The organism is Pseudomonas sp. MSSRFD41 (assembly GCF_014230245.1).
GTDB lineage: Bacteria > Pseudomonadota > Gammaproteobacteria > Pseudomonadales > Pseudomonadaceae > Aquipseudomonas > Aquipseudomonas piscis.
This window is the reverse complement of record NZ_JACKZK010000026.1, coordinates 64,831-84,204: the sequence shown is the minus strand read 5'-3', so window position 1 is coordinate 84,204 and position 19,374 is coordinate 64,831. Positions and strand designations below refer to the sequence as shown.

Below are 19,374 nucleotides of genomic sequence, written 5' to 3'. Positions count from 1 at the left end.
CTGCAGCGTTTTTGTGGCACGCGTGACCATCTGCTGGAAATGCTCGAATGGCATGGCAAGGAGGCGTTGCACCAGATCATCGAAGCCTCCCGCCTGCTGGATGCAGATCCATTGGAAGCACTGCACAATTTGATCAGGGAGCATCTCGCCCATCGAGAGCTACTGACCTTCCTGGTATTTCAATACCGCCCGGATTTCCTCGACCCACAGGCCGACGGCGACCGCTGGCAGTCCTACATCAACGCGCTGGACGCCTTTTTCCTGGACGGCCAGCACAAGGGAGCATTCCGCATCGACATCAGCGCGTCGGTGTTCACCGAGCTGTTCATCACCCTGGTCTACGGCATGGTGGACGCCGAACGCCGCGGACGCGCGGCGAGCTCGAATACCGCCCAGACCCTGGAGCAGATGTTCCTGGACGGCGCCCGCCCCCAAGCCAGAACAGATACCTAGGCCACACGCCCACAGGACTTGCCCGATGCTCCACACCCACCCCGGCGACTTGCCGAACCTGCCGCTCCAGGCCCTGGTCGCTTGCCATGAATGCGACCTGCTGATGCACCGCGAACCACTGGAACCCGGTGAAAAGAGCTGCTGCCCGCGTTGCGGCTTCGAACTGGCCGTGCATCGCCATCAATGGCAGCGCCGTTGCTTCGCCCTCGTCCTGACCGCCTTGCTGCTCTACATCCCGGCCAACTTTCTGCCAATCATGCACCTGACCCTTCTGGGCCAGACCCGTAGCGACACCGTCTGGAGCGGTGTGCTCGGGCTGTTCGAAAGCGGCATGCCCGGGGTCGCCGTGCTGGTGCTGCTGAACAGCATGGCCATTCCCCTGCTCAAACTGCTCTGCCAGTTGCTGGTACTGCTGAGCCTGAGGTTCAAGGTGGCGCGCCGCGGCGCCATGCTGCTCTACCGCGGTTATCGCCACTTGCGCGAATGGGGCATGCTCGAGGTCTACCTGATCGGGATCCTGGTCTCCATCGTTAAGCTGATCGACATCGCCGACCTGAGCCTGGGCATCGGCCTGGCTTGCTTCATCGCCCTGCTGCTGACCCAGGTCTGGCTGGAAATGAGCATGTCGCCGCACCAGGTCTGGGAAGCTCTGGCCGAGGACGATCGATCCCCCCCGACTGAACCGTTCCCCAGGGTGTCGTCATAGATGCTTGACCACTTCCGATCCCGGTGGCCAGGGGATGCATATGGCTCGCGCGCGGCGCATGAGCATTGTCAGCCCCTTTGTTCAGTGTGAATCCAAGGGTGTAGATACCGGTTCCTAGTACCAGCACAGCCATTAGCGAAAGCATGAGTCGAAGCAAGGAAACCTCCGTCGTCCAGAGGGAAACCGGACGCAGCTTTTTGTGAATGGCAAGAGGCCGGCGTCGATCATGCCGCGCTGGGCATCCAGTTCTGCCAACGTCCGATGGCCGAAGTCATCCAGGAACCGGCCGAAGAGGTGCTGCCGCCTTTCCCCTCCCATCCCGGGCCGCCGAAAATGGATGCTCGCGGCTAACCCTTCCAGGGAATGACGAGGGATGTTCTGAAAACCCGAGATGCCTTCAACAAGCGGCAACTAGCAGGCAACTTCAAGTATTGCCGCGCAAATTTTAACGTCGTGGAAAGTTGTTCTGGATGAATTACGACGCTTAACTCATGTAACTTTGCTATCAGGCTGACAGCATTTACAGCCCGAGTTCCTCAGCTAATCTTGACAGGCCAATGACCGAGAGCCGGAAACTCCATGGACACCCTAAGCAAGTTCGAAATCGAGACGGCCCTTGCCCAGCGCTTGCCAAACTGCCGCGTGAACTGCGTGATCAATGCCGATGGCAGTCTCTCGCTAGACATCCTGGCGCCAGGATCGAACCAGTTCACCATCGCCAGCATCGATCGCAGCCACTACCACGGCGAGTCGGGCATCAATCGGCTGGTGCGTGAAATTCTCGAGGAGATGGTGGTTTCCCGGCAGTCTTCGCGCATGTCATGAACCACTCAGGATCATTCCCGCCATGCCCGCAACGACACCGCCACGGCTCAGCAGGATCACTTACCTGCAAGACACCTTGTTCGGGGTCAATGCCCTGGACTGCGAATGCCTCGTCCAGGTGGGCGAGCCCTCCCACGGCGGCGACCTGGAGTTATTGGTCAGCCCGCCCTGGCCCACCCGGTTGCAGCAGGCCCATGGGCTGACATTCGACCGGGATGGCCAGCCCTGCCATGGCGTGGTGCGCCGTGGCAGGCGGTTGGATAATGGCCAACTGCTGCTAGTGCTGGGCCTGATCAAGGCTTGAGGCGTTCCCGGTCCGCAGGGCCGGGCTCGACCCGGGGTCCTGGTTGCGCCCGCCGTTGGTCCTCGCGGCAGACCCGCTGGTCGTCGCTCAAGCCCGGTCCCGGGTCCTGTTCAACCAGGCCTTGGCTCTTGCCACTCGAGGCCTGGGAACGAGTTGCGCTTCGATCTTTCATCTTCGATCTCCTGTATTGGATGCATTGCGTTACTCGATACAAGATTCCCCCAACAAGTTTGAAAACTTTTTGCTCGCATTGTTCAAATGCCAGCCAGGTGTCGACCGGGACATTAGACGAATAATGAACTTTAGCGCCGCTTGCATATAGGCACGAAAATGAACTTGCCCTGGGCTGAAGTTGCTTGTACTGGCCCAAAACCATTCGTCGCCGCCCACCCAATCATTTCGACCTTTTAAAAACCACCGACCTCCCAATAAATGCCCGGTTTGATTACGGGCATAACTTTCCATTAGCAAGAGGTCTTCAACCATGGCTAATACCGGACATCCCAATCCTGGAAACTTTGCCAATGATCGGGAAAAAGCCTCCGAAGCAGGCAGGAAAGGCGGACAGGCCTCGGGGGGCCACAGCACCGGCGACCGGCACAAGGCGTCCGGCGCCGGCAAGCAGGGCAGTCGACGCAGCGGCGGTGGCGGCCGCAGTTGAGTGTCCGACGAGCGGGGCCACGGCCCCGCCTCTTTTTTCTCATGCGGGTCGAACAGCCCGCTGCGTATCGGGAGAAGTCGATGAAAATCCTTGAAATCATGACCCGCGACGTCCAGACCACCAGCCCGGACCACAGCTTGCGCGAAGTCGCCAGCCTGATGGCCAACATCGATTGCGGGGCGATCCTGGTCAGCAGCCAGGATCGCCTGGTGGGCATGGTCACCGACCGTGACATCGCCGTGCGCGCAGTGGCCCAGGGAATGCCCTGCGACACTCCGGTCAGCCTGATCATGAGCGGCGACATCCGCTACTGCTACGAGGACCAGGACGTAGAGGATGTGGCCCGCAACATGGCCGACATCCAGCTACGGCGCCTGCCGGTGGTCAATCGCGACAAGCGCCTGGTCGGTGTCGTGTCCCTGGCCAACATAACCCGGGCCCACGACCACGGGGCCAACAGCACCCTGTTGCAGGGCGTGACCTGCACTCACTAACCCCTATTTGAATGCCTCGCCCAGCGCCTGGCTGCCCTTGGCATGAGCCCCGGGGCAGCCGGACCTGGTCGCCAGCTGCGGAGATGCCCATGAAATCCTATCCAAGACCACCTTTTCCCGCCCAGCAGCAAGCGGTTCCCGGAGCCCAAGGGGCCATGGAGCCCTACCCTGATTGTGGCGAACAAAGCTACCAGGGCTCGGGCCGCCTGGCCGGCAAGATCGCCCTGGTCACCGGGGCCGACAGCGGCATCGGCCGGGCAGTGGCCATTGCCTTCGCCCGGGAAGGCGCCGATGTGGCGCTGGCCTACCTGGACGAGCACGACGACGCCCGCGAGACCGCGCGCTGGGTGGAGCAGGCCGGGCGCCAATACCTGCTGCTGCCGGGCGACCTGGCAGGCAGGCAGCAATGCCACGACATCGTCGCCAGGACCGTGGAGCAGTTCGGGCGCATCGATATCCTGGTAAACAATGCCGCCTACCAGATGACCCACCATGAACTGGCGGATATCACCGATGAAGAATGGGTACGGACCTTCGATATCAACATCACCGCGATGTTTCGCATCTGCCAGGCCGCGGTGCCGCACATGGCACCCGGCAGCTCGATCATCAATACCAGCTCAATCAACTCCGACGCCCCCAAACCGACTCTGCTGCCCTATGCCACCACCAAGGGCGCCATCGCCAACTTCACCGCCGGGTTGGCGCAACTGCTGGGCGCCAGTGGCATTCGGGTCAACAGCGTCGCCCCCGGCCCCATCTGGACGCCGCTGATCGTCTCCACCATGCCGCCAGAGGCGGTCAGCCACTTCGGCGAGCAGACGCCCCTGGGCCGTCCGGGCCAGCCAGTGGAGGTGGCGCCCATCTATGTCCTGCTGGCGAGCGACGAGGCCAGCTACATCTCCGGCTCGCGGGTGGGCGTCACCGGCGGCAAGCCGATCCTCTAGGCCCAGCAAGCCTGCGACGCCATCAAGGATAGGGAATGATCGAGATCTTGCCGTTGCGCTCCAGGATCGCATAGCGGATGTGCCCGATCTCCAGTACGCCCTGGCTGGAGCGGGCCGCTTCGAGGATGTCCTCTTCCACGAGCCGCGCCTGGCGCATGCGCTGGCGCAACAGCCTGCCGTTTTCCACCAGCACCGTGGGCCCGCCGTCGATCACCCGGGAAAACCAGCTCCAGCGCCGCTTGGCCAGTGACAGACCGACATCGATGGCGATCAGCGTGACGATCACCAGGACCGCGTTGGTCAGGGAAAAGTCTTCTCCCAGCAGCGCCTGCTGGGTCGCCTCGCCAATCACCATCAGCAACACCAGGTCGAAGGTGGTCAATTCGGCCAGCGAACGCCTGCCGGCGATCTTGAACAGCACCATCAATGCCAGGTAGATCGCCGCCGCCCGCCATACCGAGTCCATGAGACCACCTAGGGATAAATGAATTGCTCGAAAGTCAGGGCCGGCCCCGCTGCCAGGGCGACCCGGGTCGCATACCGCCCCGCGCCTTCGCTGCGCAGCCTCAAGTGCAACGAAGCGCGGCCGTCGGCATCCGCCAGTAGCCAGAGCCTGAGGCCCTGTCCCACCGCACTGGCCTTGAGTGGCTGGGGCAGCAGGCTCTCGACGCTGAAACCCTGCAGCAACTCCCCACCCACCTCCAGCTCAAGGGGCTGGCCGGCGCTGCCACGCATGTGCACCACCAGGCTGGCCGCGGAGCCGCCACGTAGCAACGCCTGGTAATGCACCTGTAACCTGCCGTCGGCGCTGTGCAACTGGCGCGAGCTCAGTGGCCCCTTGGAGAACAGCCCGCCCAGGGTCAGCAACACCGTTACCACCAGCACGTACCAGCCCAGGCGCTCCAGGCGCCAGACCTTGCGCTGCAGCCCCATGTACTCGCGAACCGGCTGCTGCCGGCTCTGCAACTCATCCTGTTCCACGCACGCCTCCATGACCGCCAGCGGCGGCCCTCAGACCACCAGCGCCGCGGCCCCCGGCAGTGGCTCGGGCACAGGGCGTTGCTCCAGTCCCGGCACCAGCACCACCTTGCGGCACTCGTCCTGGCCCTTATCGAACAGTTCGTAGCCCAGCGCCGCCTGCTCCAGGGAGAGCCGATGGGTGATGATCACCTCGGGCCGCAGGCGACCGCGCTCGATATGTTCGAGCAGCTCGGGCAGGTAACGTTGCACATGGGTCTGGCCCATCTTGAACACCAGTCCCTTGTCGAAGGCATCACCGAACAGGAAGCAGTGGATGAAACCGGCATAGACCCCGGCCACGCTGACCACGCCTCCACGGCGCACGGCGGCGATGCACTGGCGCAAGGCCTTGCCGCTGCTGCCCTCGAGCTTGAGCGTGGACAACACGGTTTCGGTGGTGCTGCCCTTGGCCTCGAAGCCCACGGCGTCGATGACGCCATCGACACCGCGCATGCCCGCGGTCTGGCGGATGATGGTATCGGCCGGATCGTCGTCTTCGCCGAAGTTGATCGGAATGATCCCATAGGTACGCCGGGCGTATTCCAAGCGATAGGCATGCTGGTCGACCATGAAGATCCGCTCGACCCCCAGCATCCTGGCGCAGGCCGCGCACAGCAGGCCTACCGGCCCTGCCCCGTAGATCGCCAGGCTGCTGCCCTCGCCGACGGCGGCATTGCCCACCGCCTGCCAGGCCGTGGGCAAGATGTCCGAGAGAAACAGCACTTGTTCATCCGCCAGGGTCCCAGGCACCTGGAATGGCCCGGTATTGGCCTTGGGCACCCGTACCAACTCCGCCTGGCCGCCCGGAACACCACCGTACAAGCGGCTGTAGCCGAACAACGCGGCTCCCGGCGGGATGGCTTTCTTGTTGAGGATCGCACCGCGGCCATCGTTGGTGGTCTCGCATGCCGCATACAACTGGTGCTGGCAGAAGAAGCAGTCGCCGCAGGCGATCACGAACGGGATCACCACCCGGTCGCCACGCCGCACCCGGGTCACCGCCGGCCCGACCTCCTCGACTATGCCCATGAACTCGTGGCCGAACACATCGCCATGTTCCACCGTGGGGATCTTGCCTCGGTACAGGTGCAGGTCGGAGCCACAGATGGCCGTCGCAGTGACTCGCAAGATGATGTCGTCGGGCTGCTCGATACAGGGATCGGGCAAGGTGTGCACCGTCACCTTGTGAGCGCCCTGGTAAGTCATGGCACGCATCGGATTTCCTCCTGGCCCCGACCTGGATGCCGGGGACTCTAGGCGTTAGGGGGCAGCAAAGCGGGTTGGGGTTCCTTCGCCTGCGGCGGGCAGCGGATCAATGGTCGGCCTAGCCCTTGCTGTGCTCGGGCGAGGACGGCCCCTGGGTCACGCCCCGCGGCCCGAGCACGCCCCACAGCACCAGCCCCAGCACGGGCAGCAGGACCACCAGGGCTGTCCACAAGGCCTTGCTGCCCGAGGAATTGTCGCTGCGCCATACGCTGTTGATGGCCCATAGATCGAGCAATACGAGGATCGCGCACAGGCCGATCCATAGATAACTTGCGAGCATGATGCACCTCCGGGTTGATGCTTCTTTAGGCTCGAGGCACATGTCCAGGGTTCACTGAATCTTTCATTCATGCACCCCGGCGGACCTGGCTGTGAAATAGCGAATCTTCCAGGCCGGGCAATGGTCGACTGCAGTACCGCGACTGCAAGCGGCAACCTCTATCACTCCACCTAGCGCTGCGCGGAGAGCGACGCATGGACTACCTGGATGCACTGCAATGGCCGGCCATGCTGGTGACGGTGCTCGCGGCCTGGCTGATCGGCTCGCTGCGCCCCGGACGCCGAATGACCGGTTTCATCTGCTTCATGCTCAGCAACCTGCTGTGGATCGCCTGGGGCCTGTATGCCCATGCCTACGCCCTGGTGATCCTGCAGTGCTGCCTGGGGCTGATGAACCTGCGCGGGCTGGGCAAGAATGCCCGGCAACGCGAGACCGCCAAGCGACCTGGATAAGGCTCGCCAGTACCGGGTCAGGCGGATCGGCAAGGGGCGCGGCTAGGCACGCGGCTCCAGGTATTCGGCCAGGGTGCGGGCGCAAGCGTCGATGGCGCCATCCAGGACCAGCTCATAGCCATGGGTGTTCTCGGTGGCGATCCCCAGGCACCCCGCTCGCCCGCACAGGCCGCTGCTGAGCACCGCGCTGGCATCGGAGGCGAAGTCCACCAGCAAGGCATACTGCGGCGTCAACCCGCAACGCTGCGCGGCATCGGCCAAGCCCGTGACCACCGAGCGGCTGTAGTAGCCTTTCTCATCACCGGTATTGACGATCGGATCCAGGCTCAACCGCGTCGCGTACTCTTCAAGCACCGGGCCGACCTCCACCGCGATGCTGGTATCGCATGGCAGGTGCGCGGCGGCGTACATGGCCCCGGCGTTGGATTCCTCCTCGCAAGTAGTCAGCACCAGGTACACCTCCTGTTCCAGTCGCCCGCGCCGGTCGGCGAGCAACCGTGCACATTCCAGCACCGCCGCCAGCGGCGCCCGGTCGTCCATAAAATGCGCGGCGATGGCATCCCCCACGCGCCAGGGGCTGCGCCAGTGCCGGCTCAGGACCACCCGCGTGCCCGGCCGCACGCCCTGGGCGCGCAGCTGCTGCGGGGAGCTGCGGGTAATGACGTGCACATCGTTCCAGTGCACGTTGCCCGAAACCACATCCCTGCCCTGGGGCGAGCCCGGCGTGGAATGCATCGAACCGAAGGACAACACACCCGGCAGGATCGCCTGGTCGCCGAGGATGTCCAGCGGGCACATGCCGAAGTTCACCGGGTTGGCGCCGCCCAGGGCCACCACCTGCAGGGTGCCGTCAGGCATGACCCGCTTGACCACCATGGCGATCTCGTCCATGTGCGCCATCACGCAGATTCCCGATCCGGCACATGGCGCGCCGTGGCCGGCGAACCGGCCGATGACGTTGCCCGCCGCGTCGATCCGGGTTTCGTCGCAATAGCGCCGCAGGTGCTCGACGCAGATAGCCCGGACTTCGTCTTCCTGGCCCCCCGGACCGCGAGCCAGCAGCAGGCGCTGGAGCAGCTCCGGGCAGGCTTGCGGCGCCTCGGTGGGCGATACGGCGGGTGCGGCATTCATATTGGCTTTCCTTCGTTCATGGGGCATGGATCGTTTCCGGTCCTGGATCGCGGCTTTCCTGCAGCAGCAGGTCGACCACCGCCCGACAGCGCGCCGCGCGGTCCGCTTCCTCGGGTTGGGTGCCATGGCAGCGCAACTGGCGTTCGGCACTGCACCCCTCACGCAACAGCTGACGGGCGCGTTCGAACAGCGGCTCTTCGCCCAGGGCTTGCGCCGTGGCACCAAACACCTGTTCGGCCAGGTCCAGCCATTGCCCGAGGCCCATCGGCGCCTGCTCCGGGCTCATGACATAGCGGCCCTGCGCTCCCCGGCGCCGGGCCTGGACACGGTTCTCCTTGAGCAGCCAGCGCCGGGCCTGGGTGTATTGACGGCCCACTGCGGGCAACAGGCAGGCATGCCGGACCATCACCGCGAACAGTCCGGCGAGGGTCTGGGCGTCCGCCACTCGTGGGCAGGCATCGGTCATGCGCAGCTCCAGGGTCGGGTAGCGCAACGCCGGGCGAATGCCCCACCAGGCGTTATCTTCGGCCCCCAGCGCGCCGATGCCGCGCAGTAACCGCAGGTAGTCGTCATAGGCCCGGTGATCTTGCAGGTATTCGGGGATACCCATGCGTGGCCATTCATCGCAGGCCACCTGGCGGTAGCTGAGATAGCCGCTGTCGTGGCCATGCCAGAATGGCGAGGACAGGCTCAGCGCCAGCAACAACGGCGTCCAGGGCAAGACTTCGTTCATCACCGCGATCCGGTCCACCGCTGCCGGCACCTGGGCATGTACATGCAGGCCACTGAGCACGCTGCGCCGGGCCACCAGGGCGAACTCGTCGAACAGCTGCCGAAAGTGCTCCTGAGCGGTGGCCCGTTGTTCGTGCCAGGTGGCCAGCGGATGGCTGCCGGCGCAGACGAACCCCAGGCCGTGGGCGGCCAGGGCCTGGTCCAGGGCCGAGCGTACCCGGCCCAGGTAGGCGCCAGCCTGGGCGCTGTGTTCGAACACCGGCGAGGCAACTTCGATCTGGCCCTGGAACATCTCGTGGGCAAAGTTCTGGCCAAGGACTTCGCGGCAGTCACGCAGTACCTCAGGCGGTGGCTCGGCAACCATGCGACGACTCTGAAGATCGGTGATCAGGTACTCCTCTTCGATGCCCAGGCATTGCGGTTGGCCAGGGTCGAATGCGCTCATGCCGTGCTCGCCTCAGGCCAGCCGGGTGACGGTCAGGGCCACCACGGCAATGCGCTCGACCTGTTCATAGCCGGGCTGTTCCAGCTCCTCGCCGAACACATCGGGATCCAGTTCCTGGTAGGTCCAGCCGTAGCGCTCGCCTTGCAACAGCGCACGGGCGGCGTCCAGGAACGGATCGTGACCGCCGACCATCGCCACCCCGGTGTACAACAACAAGGTGCCCTGTGGCTCCAGGCGCGGCAGCGCCTGGGCCAGGATGCGCAGCGACAGTTGCTCGCCCAAGGCGCCGCCGCCATGGCGGTAGGCACGCTGGCGCGGGTCTTTCATATAGGGCGGATTGGCCAGGATCAGGTCGAAGCCACCCTCGACCCCTTCCAGCACATCGCTGTGATAGACGCCGACATTGCCGGCCCCGGCCAGTTCGGCATTGATCGCGCAGAAAGCCAAGGCCCGAGGATTGATATCCAGGGCCAGCACCTGGGCCTCGGGTCGGGCACGCGCCACCAGCAGGGCGCCCGCTCCGGTGCCGCAGCCAATGTCGGCCACCCGCCGCACGGCACTGAAACGCTGTTGCAGGCAGGCTTCGATCAGGCGCGCGAAACGGTAGGTATCCGGGCCGAGGAATACCGCCTCGGCCTCATCGGTCGGATAGGCCGAGTGCACCAGCAGCAGCTCGTCCAGGCTGGACCAACGTACCGTGCTATGCAGCCGTCCGGCCTCGGCCTGGATGATCCCGGCCTGGTACAGCAGATCCAGCTCCGTGGCCTCGAACAGGCTGGCGGCGAACGGCCGCGACCAGCCGAACACATCACGCAGGTCGACGCTGCACGCGGCACTCGGGCGCCGGTTGACCCGCTGGTGCGTGGCCGGGGTCGGCGTGACGAAGCGATAACCCGCCGCTTGCAGGCGCCGGCCCAGTTGCAGCAAGGCCTGGTCGGCCTGGTGCCGGGTCGCCTGGCGCGGCGGATGGAACGATGAAGGGCGTTGGTTCATGGCAGGCTCCCGGGCTCAGCGCAGGCGATTGCGCAAATCGATGAAGGTGCGAGTGGCGAACAATCCCGCCGGCCGGCAATGCCGGGGCGCGGCCAGCCAGGGCAACAGCAGTTGCAGTTGTCGTCCGGCGTCTTGCCCGCGCAGCGCCTGGCGCAATGCCTGGGTCTCCGGATCCTGGTCGTTGCGCTCCGGCAGGCCATGGGACGGGATCCGGCGCTTGGGCGAAGGGTAGCGATCGAGATCCCAGTCGCCGGCGATCCAGTCATGCAGCAGCTGTTTTTCATAGCCGCTGAACACGCCGAACATGGCCGCGCCATGCCCGTGGACCAACTGCCAGAAGCGACTGTCCTGCGGATCCTGGTTGCGCTTGATCCAGCCCTTGTCCTGAAGGACGTGCAGGAACCCACGAATCTGCCCCGGCTGGTCCAGCCACTGGTTCACGCCCTTGCCGTCGAAGCGGCAGTAATCGGCGTGCATGTGCCGTCCCGCCAGGCGCTTGCGCTCGAGCATCGCCACCAGCTCGCGCTCCAGGTCGAATGCCTGGATCACCGCGCCAGATCCCAGGCCCAGGTCGTTGAGCTGGTAGCCAAGGGATACCCGGCGCCAGAATTCCCCGCCATCCATGCCCACCGGCTGCAAGTCCCACAGCGCTTGCACGGCCTTGCGTGCGTGACCGCTGCTGGCGTTGTCGATGGTCACGTGCAAGGTGAAGTAATAGGGATCGATGCCCAGTTCGTTCAACTCGTAGGCGCTGATCAGCAGGTGCAGGGGCAGCTGTTCATATCCCAGGTTGTAGCCCAGCACCTCCGGCATGAACGACTCGGCACACTGCCCCAGGGCCAGCTGGATCGCACCCTGGCGATAGTGCTCGTCGCTCAGGCCCGGGTCGCTGTCGCAGCCCTGCTCGGCCAGCAGCCTACGGTACAAGGCCACATGATTCTGCGCCGCCTCACCCTCGCCCAGCTCCTCCAGGTAGGTGCTGACCAGGCCGTCGTAGCGGTAGTCCCGCCAATGCGCCAGCACCCCGTGCAACCAGGCGCCGTCCACCAGCTTGGTCGGCGCTACGCCCTGCAGGAAGTACAAGGCATGGGCCTTGTTGCCGAAGAGCCGCCGTCCAGCGCCTTGCCGGCGCTGGTCCAGGTAGTCGGCATACTGCCGGCTGACCGCCCGGCAATTGTCCTCGACCATGGCCAGCAGTTGCCCGGGGTCGCCGGGCAGCACTTCGACCGCAGGGTCCAGGCTTTGCAATTGCCGCTCCAGGAACTCCTGGCCCAGGCTGCGAGCCTGTGCATCGCCAGGGCCCAGCAGCTGGTGGTACAGGCTCCGCAAGGGGGCATCGTGGGGTAACGCCGTCGGGCTACCGTGGAAAACTTCCAGCAGGCTCATGGCAGGCTCCTTGGATCAACACCAGCATCATTCGGGGGCGACAGGGTGTACGCCTTTCAAAGGCAGAGCGGCCACAGCGGCAAAAGATTCCATCGCGTTGCGCCAAGCACGGATGACCGGTGCCTTGAGGGATAAAACTTGAACCGCCGGATGCGCGCCCGCCTCCATATGCCAAGAAGCCGTGACACGGCATTCGCGTATCGGAGGTCCCATGAAAACCCACTTCGTCAAGCTACTGACCCAGCCGGAATCGGCCTGGGTCCAGATCCGTTGCGAAGAACAACGCAAGCCCCGGCAATACTTGCCCCATCTGCTGCTCTGGGCCCTGGTTCCCGCCCTTTGCCTGTTCATTGGCGTGACCCAGGTCGGCTGGAGCCTGGCCGACACCGAGCAGGTCCGCCTGAGCCTGGCCAGCGCGATGCAATTGGCCTTGCTGCTCTACCTGACCACGCTGCTGGGCACCGTGCTGATGGGCGGGTTCATCCGCTGGATGTCGCGCTCGTTCGAGGCCCGGCCGACATTCAACCAGTGCATTGGCTTCGCCGCCTACACCGCCACGCCTTACTTCATCGCCGGCATCAGCGGCCTTTATCCCAGCCGCTGGCTGGCGCTGGCCGCCCTGCTGGCGGCCAGTGCCCATGCCAGCTACCTGCTGCTGGTGGGCCTGCCGAAGTTCATGTACCTGAACCAGGAGCGCGGGCGCTTGTATGCCGCCTCGGTCTGGGGCGTGGGCCTGCTGGTGCTGGTGACCATCCTGGTGAGCATGATCCTGCTCTGGTTCAACGTGCTGGCCCCGCAATACCTGCGCCCGGTGGCCGCGCTTTGAGCAGGGAGTGGAAAAAACTAAACCATTGGCCCTGCCCCGTGCTCAACAGTAGGGCGACACCTTTGTCGTGCCCTTCCTAAGGAGAACGTTATGAACCACAAACTCATGCGCCAACTGGGGCTGTCGTTGTTGCTGACCGCCGGTGGCTGCGGCCTGGCGCTGGCGGCCGCTAGCAGCGACTTCGTCGATGAAGCGGCCCAGGGCGGCATCAACGAGGTGGAGAGCGCCAAGCTGGCGCTGGAGAAGAGCACCGCCACCGACGTCAAGGCCTTTGCCCAGCAGATGGTGGACGACCATACCAAGGTCAACCAGGAGCTGCTGAACCTGGCCCACAAGCTCGACATCAAGGTGCCGGACGAAGCCTCGCTGACCGCACGGGCGAAGAAGATGATTCTGGAAATGCGCGACGAGTCCTTCGACCAGGCCTATATCGACAACCAGGTCGAGGCCCATGAAAAAACCGTGGCGCTGTTCGAGAAAGAGTCGCAGTCCAAGGACGACGCCCAGCTCAAGGCCTTCGCCCAGAGCACCCTGCCTCAACTGCGCATGCACCTGGACATGGCCAAGCGCTTGCAGACCACGCACCGCAAATGACCCTGTGGTTGCGCTCCGGACATCACCCAGCCATGCCGTGCGGCTGCGTGGTGCCCGACGTTAGGCCACTGACCGGCTACGCACGCAGGCAAGCATGAAACAACGCGCCACCGTGATCTGCTGCCAGGACCGGCAATGGCTGTATGTACGCAAGGCCAAAGCCGACTGGACCCTGCCGGGTGGACGTATCGAGCCTGGCGAGACTCCCGCCGAGGCCGGCTGGCGTGAACTGCAGGAAGAAACCGGGATCATTGCCCGGGACCTGCGCTACCTGATGCGCTATCACGACGGCGACTGCCTGCACCACGTGTTCCAGGCGCGCCTGGAGGAGCGACAACACCCCGTGCCCGCCAACGAGATCGCCGATTGCCGTTGGCAACGGGTCCATCGCCAGTCGTCGGTCAAGCCGCGAATCCGCCGGCTGATCGCCTCGGTCACCACGCATTACCCGGACTTGCCGGTCGACGCCTGAGTCGCCGGCCATTCGTCGAGTCCTGGGTCAAGTCGTTCAAACTTTGCCCTCCAGGGCCTTCTCCCAATCTGTAGGGGTCGCTCCGACCCTGGACACAGTACGAGGTACCTTCGATGAACACTCCAATTAAAAAACTCCTGATGGCGGTTGGCCTGGCTTGCGCCTTCAGCGGACCGATTTGGGCGGCCGGCAGTCCGAGCACCGGTGGCTCGTCTTCATCTTCCGGGGCCAGTGGTTCGGGTTCCGTCATGCCTCCCTCCGCCCTTCCCGGAGGCCCCCAGGGAGGCAACGGTGGCGATGCCAATGGCAGCAGCACCACCCCGGGCTCCGGCCAGGGCGACAGCGAGAGTGGCGGTACTGGCAGCAGTACTGGCAGCGGTGCTGGAGGGGCAAGCGGGGGGAGTTCGGGCGGCAACGGTGGTGCGGGCTCCGGCGGTTCCGGCGCCGGTGGCTGAGACACCTTACCCGGGGGTTCGGCCGCCCAAGGCCGGTGTCCCCCCGACATCGATCGGCAGTCCCGGGTGAGCCGTGGACATCATCAGGCTGCTGGCCAGGACCAGGACGATGGACCAGCCGAACATCCGCCGGGCCCAACGCCGTTCCTCGCCGTGGCCTGGTCGCGCCAAGGCGACCGCCAGCCAATAGCCGCCCAAGCCACCGATCACCAGGAACCAGGCCATGTCCATGGCTCTGCTCAAGCCCAGGGCCATGGCGCTGAGGACGAAGGCCAGGATGCCGATCACGATCTGGCGCCGACCGCGCGCCATCGTCAGGATCGGCAAGCCGGCGGCACGCAGGTCGTCGTGGCGATACAGGGCAATGGCATGGGCATGGGGAATCTGCCAGCAACAGAACATCAACAGCAGCCACAGGGCCGGTGCGTCGAAACGTGCGCTGAGCGCGCAATAGCCGATCACCGGCGGCATCGCTCCGGCCAGGCTGCCCACCGCCGTGCCGTAAAGCGAGCGCCGCTTGAACCATAGACTGTAGAGCCCCACGTAGAACAACAACCCCAGCCCCGCCAGGGCGGCGGCCAAGTCGTTGCTGCAACGCTGCAGCAGCACCAGTCCCAGGCCGGCCAGTAGCACGCCATAGCCAGCGGCCAGCCCCAGGGGACAAGCCCGCAGCGCCATGACGCGGTGACAGGTGCGGACCATGCGTCGATCGATATCGCGGTCGATGCAATTGTTCAACACACACCCGCCAGCCACCACCAGCGTGGTGCCCAGGGCCGTGGCCAGCAGCAATCGCGGCTGGTACCACTGCCCCCGGGAAGCGAGGAAGTAGCCGCCGAGCACCGCGATCAGGTTGCCGACCACGATCCCCGGCTTGACCAGTTGCCAGGCCATGGTCATCAGCGCGGCGATGCTCAATGGGCGAGCATGTTGTGGTGGATGCTGTTCATGATCCACAGCGAAAGCCCTACCAGTAGGAGGATCACCACCGCGGAAAAAATCAGCGCGGTGAGGTTCCAGCGCTGTTCGGTAGCGGTATCCAGGTGCAGGAAATAGCGCAGGTGGACCAGGATCTGGATCACCCCCAGCCCCACCACTGCCCACAGCGTGACGTTGCGCGGCAGGCTGGGGTACATCACCAGCGCGAACGGAATCAGGGTCAGCACCAGCGACAGGGCGAAACCGACCAGGTAGGAACGCCGGCTGCCGTGGCTGGAGCCAGCACTGCTGCGTACGGAACTCTGGGTATACATATCAGGCCACTCCAAGCAGGTAGACGATGGTGAAGACGCAGATCCAGATCACATCCAGGAAGTGCCAGAACAGGCTCAGGCAACTCAGGCGCGTGGCCTGGGTGGTGCCCAGGCCCCGGGCGTGCACCTGCCACATCAACACCAGCATCCATACCAGGCCGCAGGCGACATGCAGGCCGTGGGTCCCCACCAGGGTGAAGAAAGCGCTGAGGAAGGCGCTGCGATCCGGCCCGTGACCTTCGCTGATCAGTTGGTGGAACTCATTGATCTCCATGGCGACGAAACCCAGGCCCAGCAGCGCGGTCAGGCCCAGCCAGCGCAACACCTGGGTCCGCTGGTCGCGGTTCATGGCCAGCATGGCGAAGCCGTAGGTGATGCTGCTCAAGAGCAGCAACAAAGTCTCGGCCAGCACATAGGGCAGCTCGAAGACGTCCATCGTCGACGGACCGCCAGCCACGCTGTCACGCAGCACCGCGTAGCTGGCGAACAGGGTGGCGAACAGGATGCAATCGGTCATCAGGTAAACCCAGAAACCGAAGAGGCGCAGAGAGCCTGCGTCTTCATGCCCCTGTTCATGGGAATGGGCAATGTCTTTGTCCAGGACGATATTGACCATGTTCAAGCCTCCGCCAGGTCTGCGAGCCGGGCCTTCTCGATCCGCGCCACTTCGTCGGCGGGAATGAAGTAGTCGGTATCTTCATCGTTGCTGCGCACCACCAGGGCGGCCACCGTGGCCACCAGGCTGGCCACCGCCAGCCACCAGATGTGCCAGACCAAGGCGAAACTGCAGACCAGGCCGAAGGCGCTCATGACCAGCCCGGCCGAGGTATTGCGCGGCATGTGGATGGCCCGGTAGTCGGTACGGTTGAGGGTGCTGGTGCCGCGCTCCTTCATGCCCCAGTAGGCATCGAGGTCATCGACCACCGGTTGCTCGGCGAAGTTGTACGGCGGCGGTGGCGAGGTGGTCGCCCACTCCAGGGTCCGGCCATCCCAGGGATCGCCGCTGCGGTCGCGGTTGGCCCGGCGCTTGCGCACGCTGACCCACAGTTGCAGGAGCTGGCAGGTGACGCCACAGAGGATGATGCCCACGCCGATCAGCTCGAGCATCAGCCAGGGACGCCACTCGGGGTTGTCGAAGTGGTTGAGGCGTCGGGTCATGCCCATGAACCCCAGCACGTAGGACGGCATGAAGGCGAAGTAGAAGCCCACCAGCCAGCACCAGAACGACAAGCGTCCCAGGCGGTCATTGAGGGTGAAGCCGAAGGCCTTGGGAAACCAGTAGGTCAGCCCCGCCATGTAGCCGAACACTGCACCGCCAATGATCACGTTATGGAAGTGGGCGATCAGGAACAGGCTGTTGTGCAGCATGAAGTCGGCCCCCGGCACCGCCAGCAGGACCCCGGTCATGCCGCCGATGCTGAAGGTGACGATAAAGCCCATGGTCCACAGCATGGGCGTGGCGAAACGCACGCGGCCGCGGTACATGGTGAACAGCCAAGTGAAGATCTTCACTCCGGTAGGCACCGCGATGATCATCGTCATGATGCCGAAGAAGGCGTTGACGTTGCCGCCGGCACCCATGGTGAAGAAGTGGTGCAGCCAGACGATGAACGACAAGATAGTGATGGCGATGGTGGCCCACACCAGCGACACGTAGCCGAACAGGCGCTTGCTGCTGAAGGTCGCGGCGATCTCCGAGAACACGCCGAACGCCGGCAGGATCAGGATGTACACCTCCGGGTGGCCCCAGGCCCAGATCAGGTTGACGTACATCATCGGATTGCCGCCGGCCTCGTTGGTGAAGAAATGCATGCCCAGGTAGCGGTCCAGGGACAGCATCAGCAAGGTCGCGGTGAGGATCGGGAACGCCGCCAGGATCAGCACCGCGGTACACAGCGAGTTCCAGGTGAACACCGGCATCTTGAACAGGGTCATGCCGGTGGTGCGCATCTTCAGGATGGTGACGAAGAAGTTCACCCCCGTGAGCAAGGTGCCTATCCCGGAGATCTGCAAGGCCCATATGTAGTAGTCGACCCCGACCCCAGGGCTGTAGCCCAGCTCCGACAACGGCGGATAGGCCACCCACCCGGTGCGGGCGAACTCCCCCACGCCCAGGGAGATGTTGACCAGTGCCGCGCCGGCGACGAACAGCCAGAAGCTCAGGGCATTGAGAAAGGGATAGGCCACATCGCGAGCGCCGATCTGCAGCGGCACCACGAGGTTCATCAGTCCGGCCACGAACGGCATGGCCATGAAGAAGATCATGATCACGCCATGGGCGGTGAAGATCTGGTCATAGTGCTCCGGCGGCAGGTAGCCCGGCCCGCCCGAGGCCGCCATCGCCTGCTGGGTGCGCATCATGATGGCGTCGGAAAAACCGCGCAGCAGCATCACCAGCGCCACCAGGATGTACATGACACCGATCTTCTTGTGGTCCACCGTGGTCAGCCATTCGCGCCACAGGTAGCCCCACTTGCGCTGGTAGGTGACGGCGCCGAGCACCCCAAGGCCGATCAGCCCGACCACCAGCAGGGTGTACATGATGATGGGTTCGCCGGTGGGCACCGCATCCCAGGTCAATTTACCGAACATCGTCCGAACTCCTTGCTTCGCCCAGGGGGTTGTCGGCGCGGGCCGCCTGGCGGGCGCTGCCACGGGCCTTGTTCATGCCTTCGTACTTGTCGACGATGGCCTGGAACAGGCCCGGTTCGACGCTGGCGTAGTGCTGGATGGGATGGCCGAGACTAGGCCGGGCCAGCACGGCGTAACTCGGGTGATCGAGGCGCAACGGCCCCTGGCGTACTCTCTGGACCCAGGCCTCGAATTGCGCCGGCGTCTGGGCCTGGGTGGTGAAATGCATGTCGGAGAACCCCGGGCCGTTGTAGTTGGCGGCGATCCCGCGGAACTGCCCGGTTTCGTTGGCGATCAGGTGCAGGCGGGTCTGCATGCCGGCCATGGCATAGATCTGCCCGCCCAGCGCGGGAATGAAGAACGAGGTCATCGCCGCGTCCGAGGTGATGGTGAAACTCACCGGGGTATGCACCGGCAAGGCCAATTCGTTGACCGAGGCGATCCCCAGGTCCGGATAGATGAATAGCCATTTCCAGTCGGTGGCCACCACCTGCACGTTCAGCGGCGGATTATCGGAAGCGATGGGTTTGTACGGATCCAGGGAGTGAGTGGTGCGCCAGGTGACGATGCCCAGTATCACGATGATCAACAGCGGCACGCCCCAGACCACCGCCTCGATCCGATGGGAACTGGCCCAGCCCGGCGAATAGCGCGCCTGCTTGTTGGTCGAGCGATAACGCCAGGCGAACACGAACATCAGCACGATGGCGGGGATCACCACCAACAGCATCAGCGCCGTGGCCAGCATGATCAGGTTGCGCTCATCGATAGCGATCTGCCCCTTGGGATTGAACACGATCAGATTGCAACCGGACAAAAGACTGCAAGCAGCCACCCACAGGAACTTATTGATAGTTTGCACTGTGAAGTTACCCCACAGTTGATAGCCTCAAGCGGCGTAAAACATTACGCCGCACCATGATGTTATTCCTGCACAGCCGCGCGAACTTGCCATCGCAAGTTACGACCCATCAACAAGTTCAATACCCGTTGAAGTAATTTCCCGCTTCGCTAGTTATATCTTTCATGCTCGGCGCGGATTCAGGCA

27 protein-coding genes and 1 pseudogene are annotated in these 19,374 nt (G+C 64.2%); 13 read left to right on the top strand and 15 right to left on the bottom strand.

The features are described from left to right. The 5 genes and pseudogenes from H7A76_RS27445 to H7A76_RS27425 form a co-directional block, all read left to right on the top strand. Positions 1 to 453: transcriptional regulator (locus H7A76_RS27445; protein ID WP_185701422.1), on the top strand; the 453-nt coding region annotated here is incomplete at its 5' end. Positions 454 to 478: 25 nt separating this feature from the next. Further along, positions 479 to 1,159 carry a paraquat-inducible protein A gene (locus H7A76_RS27440; protein ID WP_185701421.1) on the top strand — a complete coding sequence of 227 codons (681 nt, stop codon included), beginning with the start codon at positions 479 to 481 and terminating at the stop codon, positions 1,157 to 1,159. Positions 1,160 to 1,360: 201 nt separating this feature from the next. After that, a pseudogene (locus H7A76_RS27435) lies at positions 1,361 to 1,510 on the top strand (LLM class flavin-dependent oxidoreductase); the annotation flags it as partial. A 228-nt stretch (positions 1,511 to 1,738) separates the two neighbouring features. Further along, on the top strand, positions 1,739 to 1,984 hold the full coding sequence (locus tag H7A76_RS27430; RefSeq protein ID WP_185701420.1) for a hypothetical protein: 246 nt from the start codon (positions 1,739 to 1,741) through the stop codon (positions 1,982 to 1,984). A 22-nt stretch (positions 1,985 to 2,006) separates the two neighbouring features. After that, entirely contained in the window at positions 2,007 to 2,288 is a 282-nt protein-coding gene (locus tag H7A76_RS27425) for a hypothetical protein (protein ID WP_185701419.1), read from the top strand. Here H7A76_RS27425 and H7A76_RS27420 read toward each other — a convergent pair. Continuing rightward, complete coding sequence (locus H7A76_RS27420; RefSeq protein ID WP_185701418.1) at positions 2,278 to 2,460, bottom strand: hypothetical protein; 183 nt, start codon at positions 2,458 to 2,460, stop codon at positions 2,278 to 2,280. The two genes, H7A76_RS27425 and H7A76_RS27420, sit on opposite strands and share 11 nt — an antisense overlap. A gap of 29 nt (positions 2,461 to 2,489) precedes the next feature. Beyond that, the gene (locus tag H7A76_RS27415) at positions 2,490 to 2,774 is read right to left on the bottom strand and encodes a hypothetical protein (RefSeq protein WP_185701417.1); all 285 of its coding nucleotides are present in this window, start codon (positions 2,772 to 2,774) and stop codon (positions 2,490 to 2,492) included. On the opposite strand from H7A76_RS27415, the gene H7A76_RS27410 reads away from it, so the two are divergent. The 3 genes from H7A76_RS27410 to H7A76_RS27400 all read left to right on the top strand — a co-directional run bounded on the left by H7A76_RS27410 (position 2,773) and on the right by H7A76_RS27400 (position 4,390). Beyond that, positions 2,773 to 2,949: a general stress protein gene (locus tag H7A76_RS27410; protein ID WP_185701416.1), complete on the top strand. Its 177-nt coding sequence runs from the start codon at positions 2,773 to 2,775 to the stop codon at positions 2,947 to 2,949. The genes H7A76_RS27415 and H7A76_RS27410 overlap by 2 nt on opposite strands. An 80-nt stretch (positions 2,950 to 3,029) precedes the next feature. Beyond that, on the top strand, positions 3,030 to 3,443 hold the full coding sequence (locus H7A76_RS27405) for a CBS domain-containing protein (RefSeq protein ID WP_185701415.1): 414 nt from the start codon (positions 3,030 to 3,032) through the stop codon (positions 3,441 to 3,443). A gap of 89 nt (positions 3,444 to 3,532) precedes the next feature. Then, positions 3,533 to 4,390: an SDR family oxidoreductase gene (locus H7A76_RS27400; protein WP_185701414.1), complete on the top strand. Its 858-nt coding sequence runs from the start codon at positions 3,533 to 3,535 to the stop codon at positions 4,388 to 4,390. Positions 4,391 to 4,412: 22 nt separating this feature from the next. Here H7A76_RS27400 and H7A76_RS27395 read toward each other — a convergent pair whose 3' ends face one another. The 4 genes from H7A76_RS27395 to H7A76_RS27380 form a co-directional block, all read right to left on the bottom strand. Continuing rightward, the gene (locus tag H7A76_RS27395; protein ID WP_185701413.1) at positions 4,413 to 4,856 is read right to left on the bottom strand and encodes a DUF421 domain-containing protein; all 444 of its coding nucleotides are present in this window, start codon (positions 4,854 to 4,856) and stop codon (positions 4,413 to 4,415) included. 8 nt (positions 4,857 to 4,864) lie between these two features. Then, on the bottom strand, positions 4,865 to 5,323 hold the full coding sequence (locus H7A76_RS27390) for a hypothetical protein (protein WP_409302744.1): 459 nt from the start codon (positions 5,321 to 5,323) through the stop codon (positions 4,865 to 4,867). A 78-nt stretch (positions 5,324 to 5,401) separates the two neighbouring features. Next, complete coding sequence (locus H7A76_RS27385) at positions 5,402 to 6,625, bottom strand: zinc-dependent alcohol dehydrogenase (RefSeq protein WP_185701411.1); 1,224 nt, start codon at positions 6,623 to 6,625, stop codon at positions 5,402 to 5,404. 109 nt (positions 6,626 to 6,734) lie between these two features. Beyond that, positions 6,735 to 6,956, bottom strand: coding sequence for a PLDc N-terminal domain-containing protein (locus tag H7A76_RS27380; RefSeq protein ID WP_185701410.1), 222 nt, complete (start codon positions 6,954 to 6,956; stop codon positions 6,735 to 6,737). A 194-nt stretch (positions 6,957 to 7,150) separates the two neighbouring features. Here H7A76_RS27380 and H7A76_RS27375 point away from each other — a divergent pair, with 194 nt between their 5' ends. Further along, positions 7,151 to 7,408, top strand: coding sequence for a hypothetical protein (locus H7A76_RS27375; protein ID WP_185701409.1), 258 nt, complete (start codon positions 7,151 to 7,153; stop codon positions 7,406 to 7,408). A 42-nt stretch (positions 7,409 to 7,450) separates the two neighbouring features. On the opposite strand, the gene H7A76_RS27370 is transcribed toward H7A76_RS27375, so the two are convergent. The 4 genes from H7A76_RS27370 to H7A76_RS27355 are packed head-to-tail and all read right to left on the bottom strand — an operon-like array spanning position 7,451 to position 12,095. Further along, positions 7,451 to 8,539 (bottom strand): M28 family peptidase, encoded by a 1,089-nt coding sequence (locus tag H7A76_RS27370; protein ID WP_185701408.1) that lies wholly within the window; start codon positions 8,537 to 8,539, stop codon positions 7,451 to 7,453. A 16-nt stretch (positions 8,540 to 8,555) separates the two neighbouring features. Further along, positions 8,556 to 9,716, bottom strand: coding sequence for a carboxylate-amine ligase (locus H7A76_RS27365; RefSeq protein ID WP_185701407.1), 1,161 nt, complete (start codon positions 9,714 to 9,716; stop codon positions 8,556 to 8,558). A 12-nt stretch (positions 9,717 to 9,728) separates the two neighbouring features. Then, positions 9,729 to 10,709, bottom strand: a complete 981-nt coding sequence (locus H7A76_RS27360) for a methyltransferase (protein WP_185701406.1) — start codon at positions 10,707 to 10,709, stop codon at positions 9,729 to 9,731. Between the two features lie 15 nt (positions 10,710 to 10,724). Continuing rightward, positions 10,725 to 12,095 (bottom strand): iron-containing redox enzyme family protein, encoded by a 1,371-nt coding sequence (locus H7A76_RS27355; protein ID WP_185701405.1) that lies wholly within the window; start codon positions 12,093 to 12,095, stop codon positions 10,725 to 10,727. A 211-nt stretch (positions 12,096 to 12,306) separates the two neighbouring features. On the opposite strand from H7A76_RS27355, the gene H7A76_RS27350 reads away from it, so the two are divergent. The 4 genes from H7A76_RS27350 (at position 12,307) to H7A76_RS32500 (ending at position 14,442) form a co-directional block, all read left to right on the top strand. Continuing rightward, a complete protein-coding gene (locus H7A76_RS27350; RefSeq protein WP_185701404.1) occupies positions 12,307 to 12,921 on the top strand; it encodes a Yip1 family protein in 615 nt (204 codons plus the stop codon). 90 nt (positions 12,922 to 13,011) lie between these two features. Beyond that, positions 13,012 to 13,515, top strand: a complete 504-nt coding sequence (locus tag H7A76_RS27345; RefSeq protein WP_185701403.1) for a DUF4142 domain-containing protein — start codon at positions 13,012 to 13,014, stop codon at positions 13,513 to 13,515. 94 nt (positions 13,516 to 13,609) lie between these two features. Further along, positions 13,610 to 13,987, top strand: a complete 378-nt coding sequence (locus H7A76_RS27340) for an NUDIX hydrolase (protein ID WP_185701402.1) — start codon at positions 13,610 to 13,612, stop codon at positions 13,985 to 13,987. A 248-nt stretch (positions 13,988 to 14,235) separates the two neighbouring features. Then, positions 14,236 to 14,442, top strand: a complete 207-nt coding sequence (locus tag H7A76_RS32500) for a hypothetical protein (RefSeq protein ID WP_260498098.1) — start codon at positions 14,236 to 14,238, stop codon at positions 14,440 to 14,442. Between the two features lie 6 nt (positions 14,443 to 14,448). Here H7A76_RS32500 and cyoE read toward each other — a convergent pair whose 3' ends face one another. The 5 genes from cyoE to cyoA are packed head-to-tail and all read right to left on the bottom strand — an operon-like array spanning position 14,449 to position 19,188. Beyond that, the gene (gene cyoE, locus H7A76_RS27330) at positions 14,449 to 15,342 is read right to left on the bottom strand and encodes a heme o synthase (protein WP_260498097.1); all 894 of its coding nucleotides are present in this window, start codon (positions 15,340 to 15,342) and stop codon (positions 14,449 to 14,451) included. Between the two features lie 14 nt (positions 15,343 to 15,356). Then, entirely contained in the window at positions 15,357 to 15,695 is a 339-nt protein-coding gene (gene cyoD / locus H7A76_RS27325; protein ID WP_185701400.1) for a cytochrome o ubiquinol oxidase subunit IV, read from the bottom strand. A gap of 1 nt (position 15,696) precedes the next feature. Beyond that, positions 15,697 to 16,311: a cytochrome o ubiquinol oxidase subunit III gene (cyoC, locus tag H7A76_RS27320; RefSeq protein WP_185701399.1), complete on the bottom strand. Its 615-nt coding sequence runs from the start codon at positions 16,309 to 16,311 to the stop codon at positions 15,697 to 15,699. A gap of 2 nt (positions 16,312 to 16,313) precedes the next feature. Further along, positions 16,314 to 18,287 carry a cytochrome o ubiquinol oxidase subunit I gene (gene cyoB / locus H7A76_RS27315; protein WP_185701398.1) on the bottom strand — a complete coding sequence of 658 codons (1,974 nt, stop codon included), beginning with the start codon at positions 18,285 to 18,287 and terminating at the stop codon, positions 16,314 to 16,316. Next, entirely contained in the window at positions 18,277 to 19,188 is a 912-nt protein-coding gene (cyoA, locus tag H7A76_RS27310; RefSeq protein WP_185701397.1) for a ubiquinol oxidase subunit II, read from the bottom strand. The genes cyoB and cyoA overlap by 11 nt, the downstream gene beginning before the upstream one ends. Positions 19,189 to 19,374: the final 186 nt, after the last annotated feature.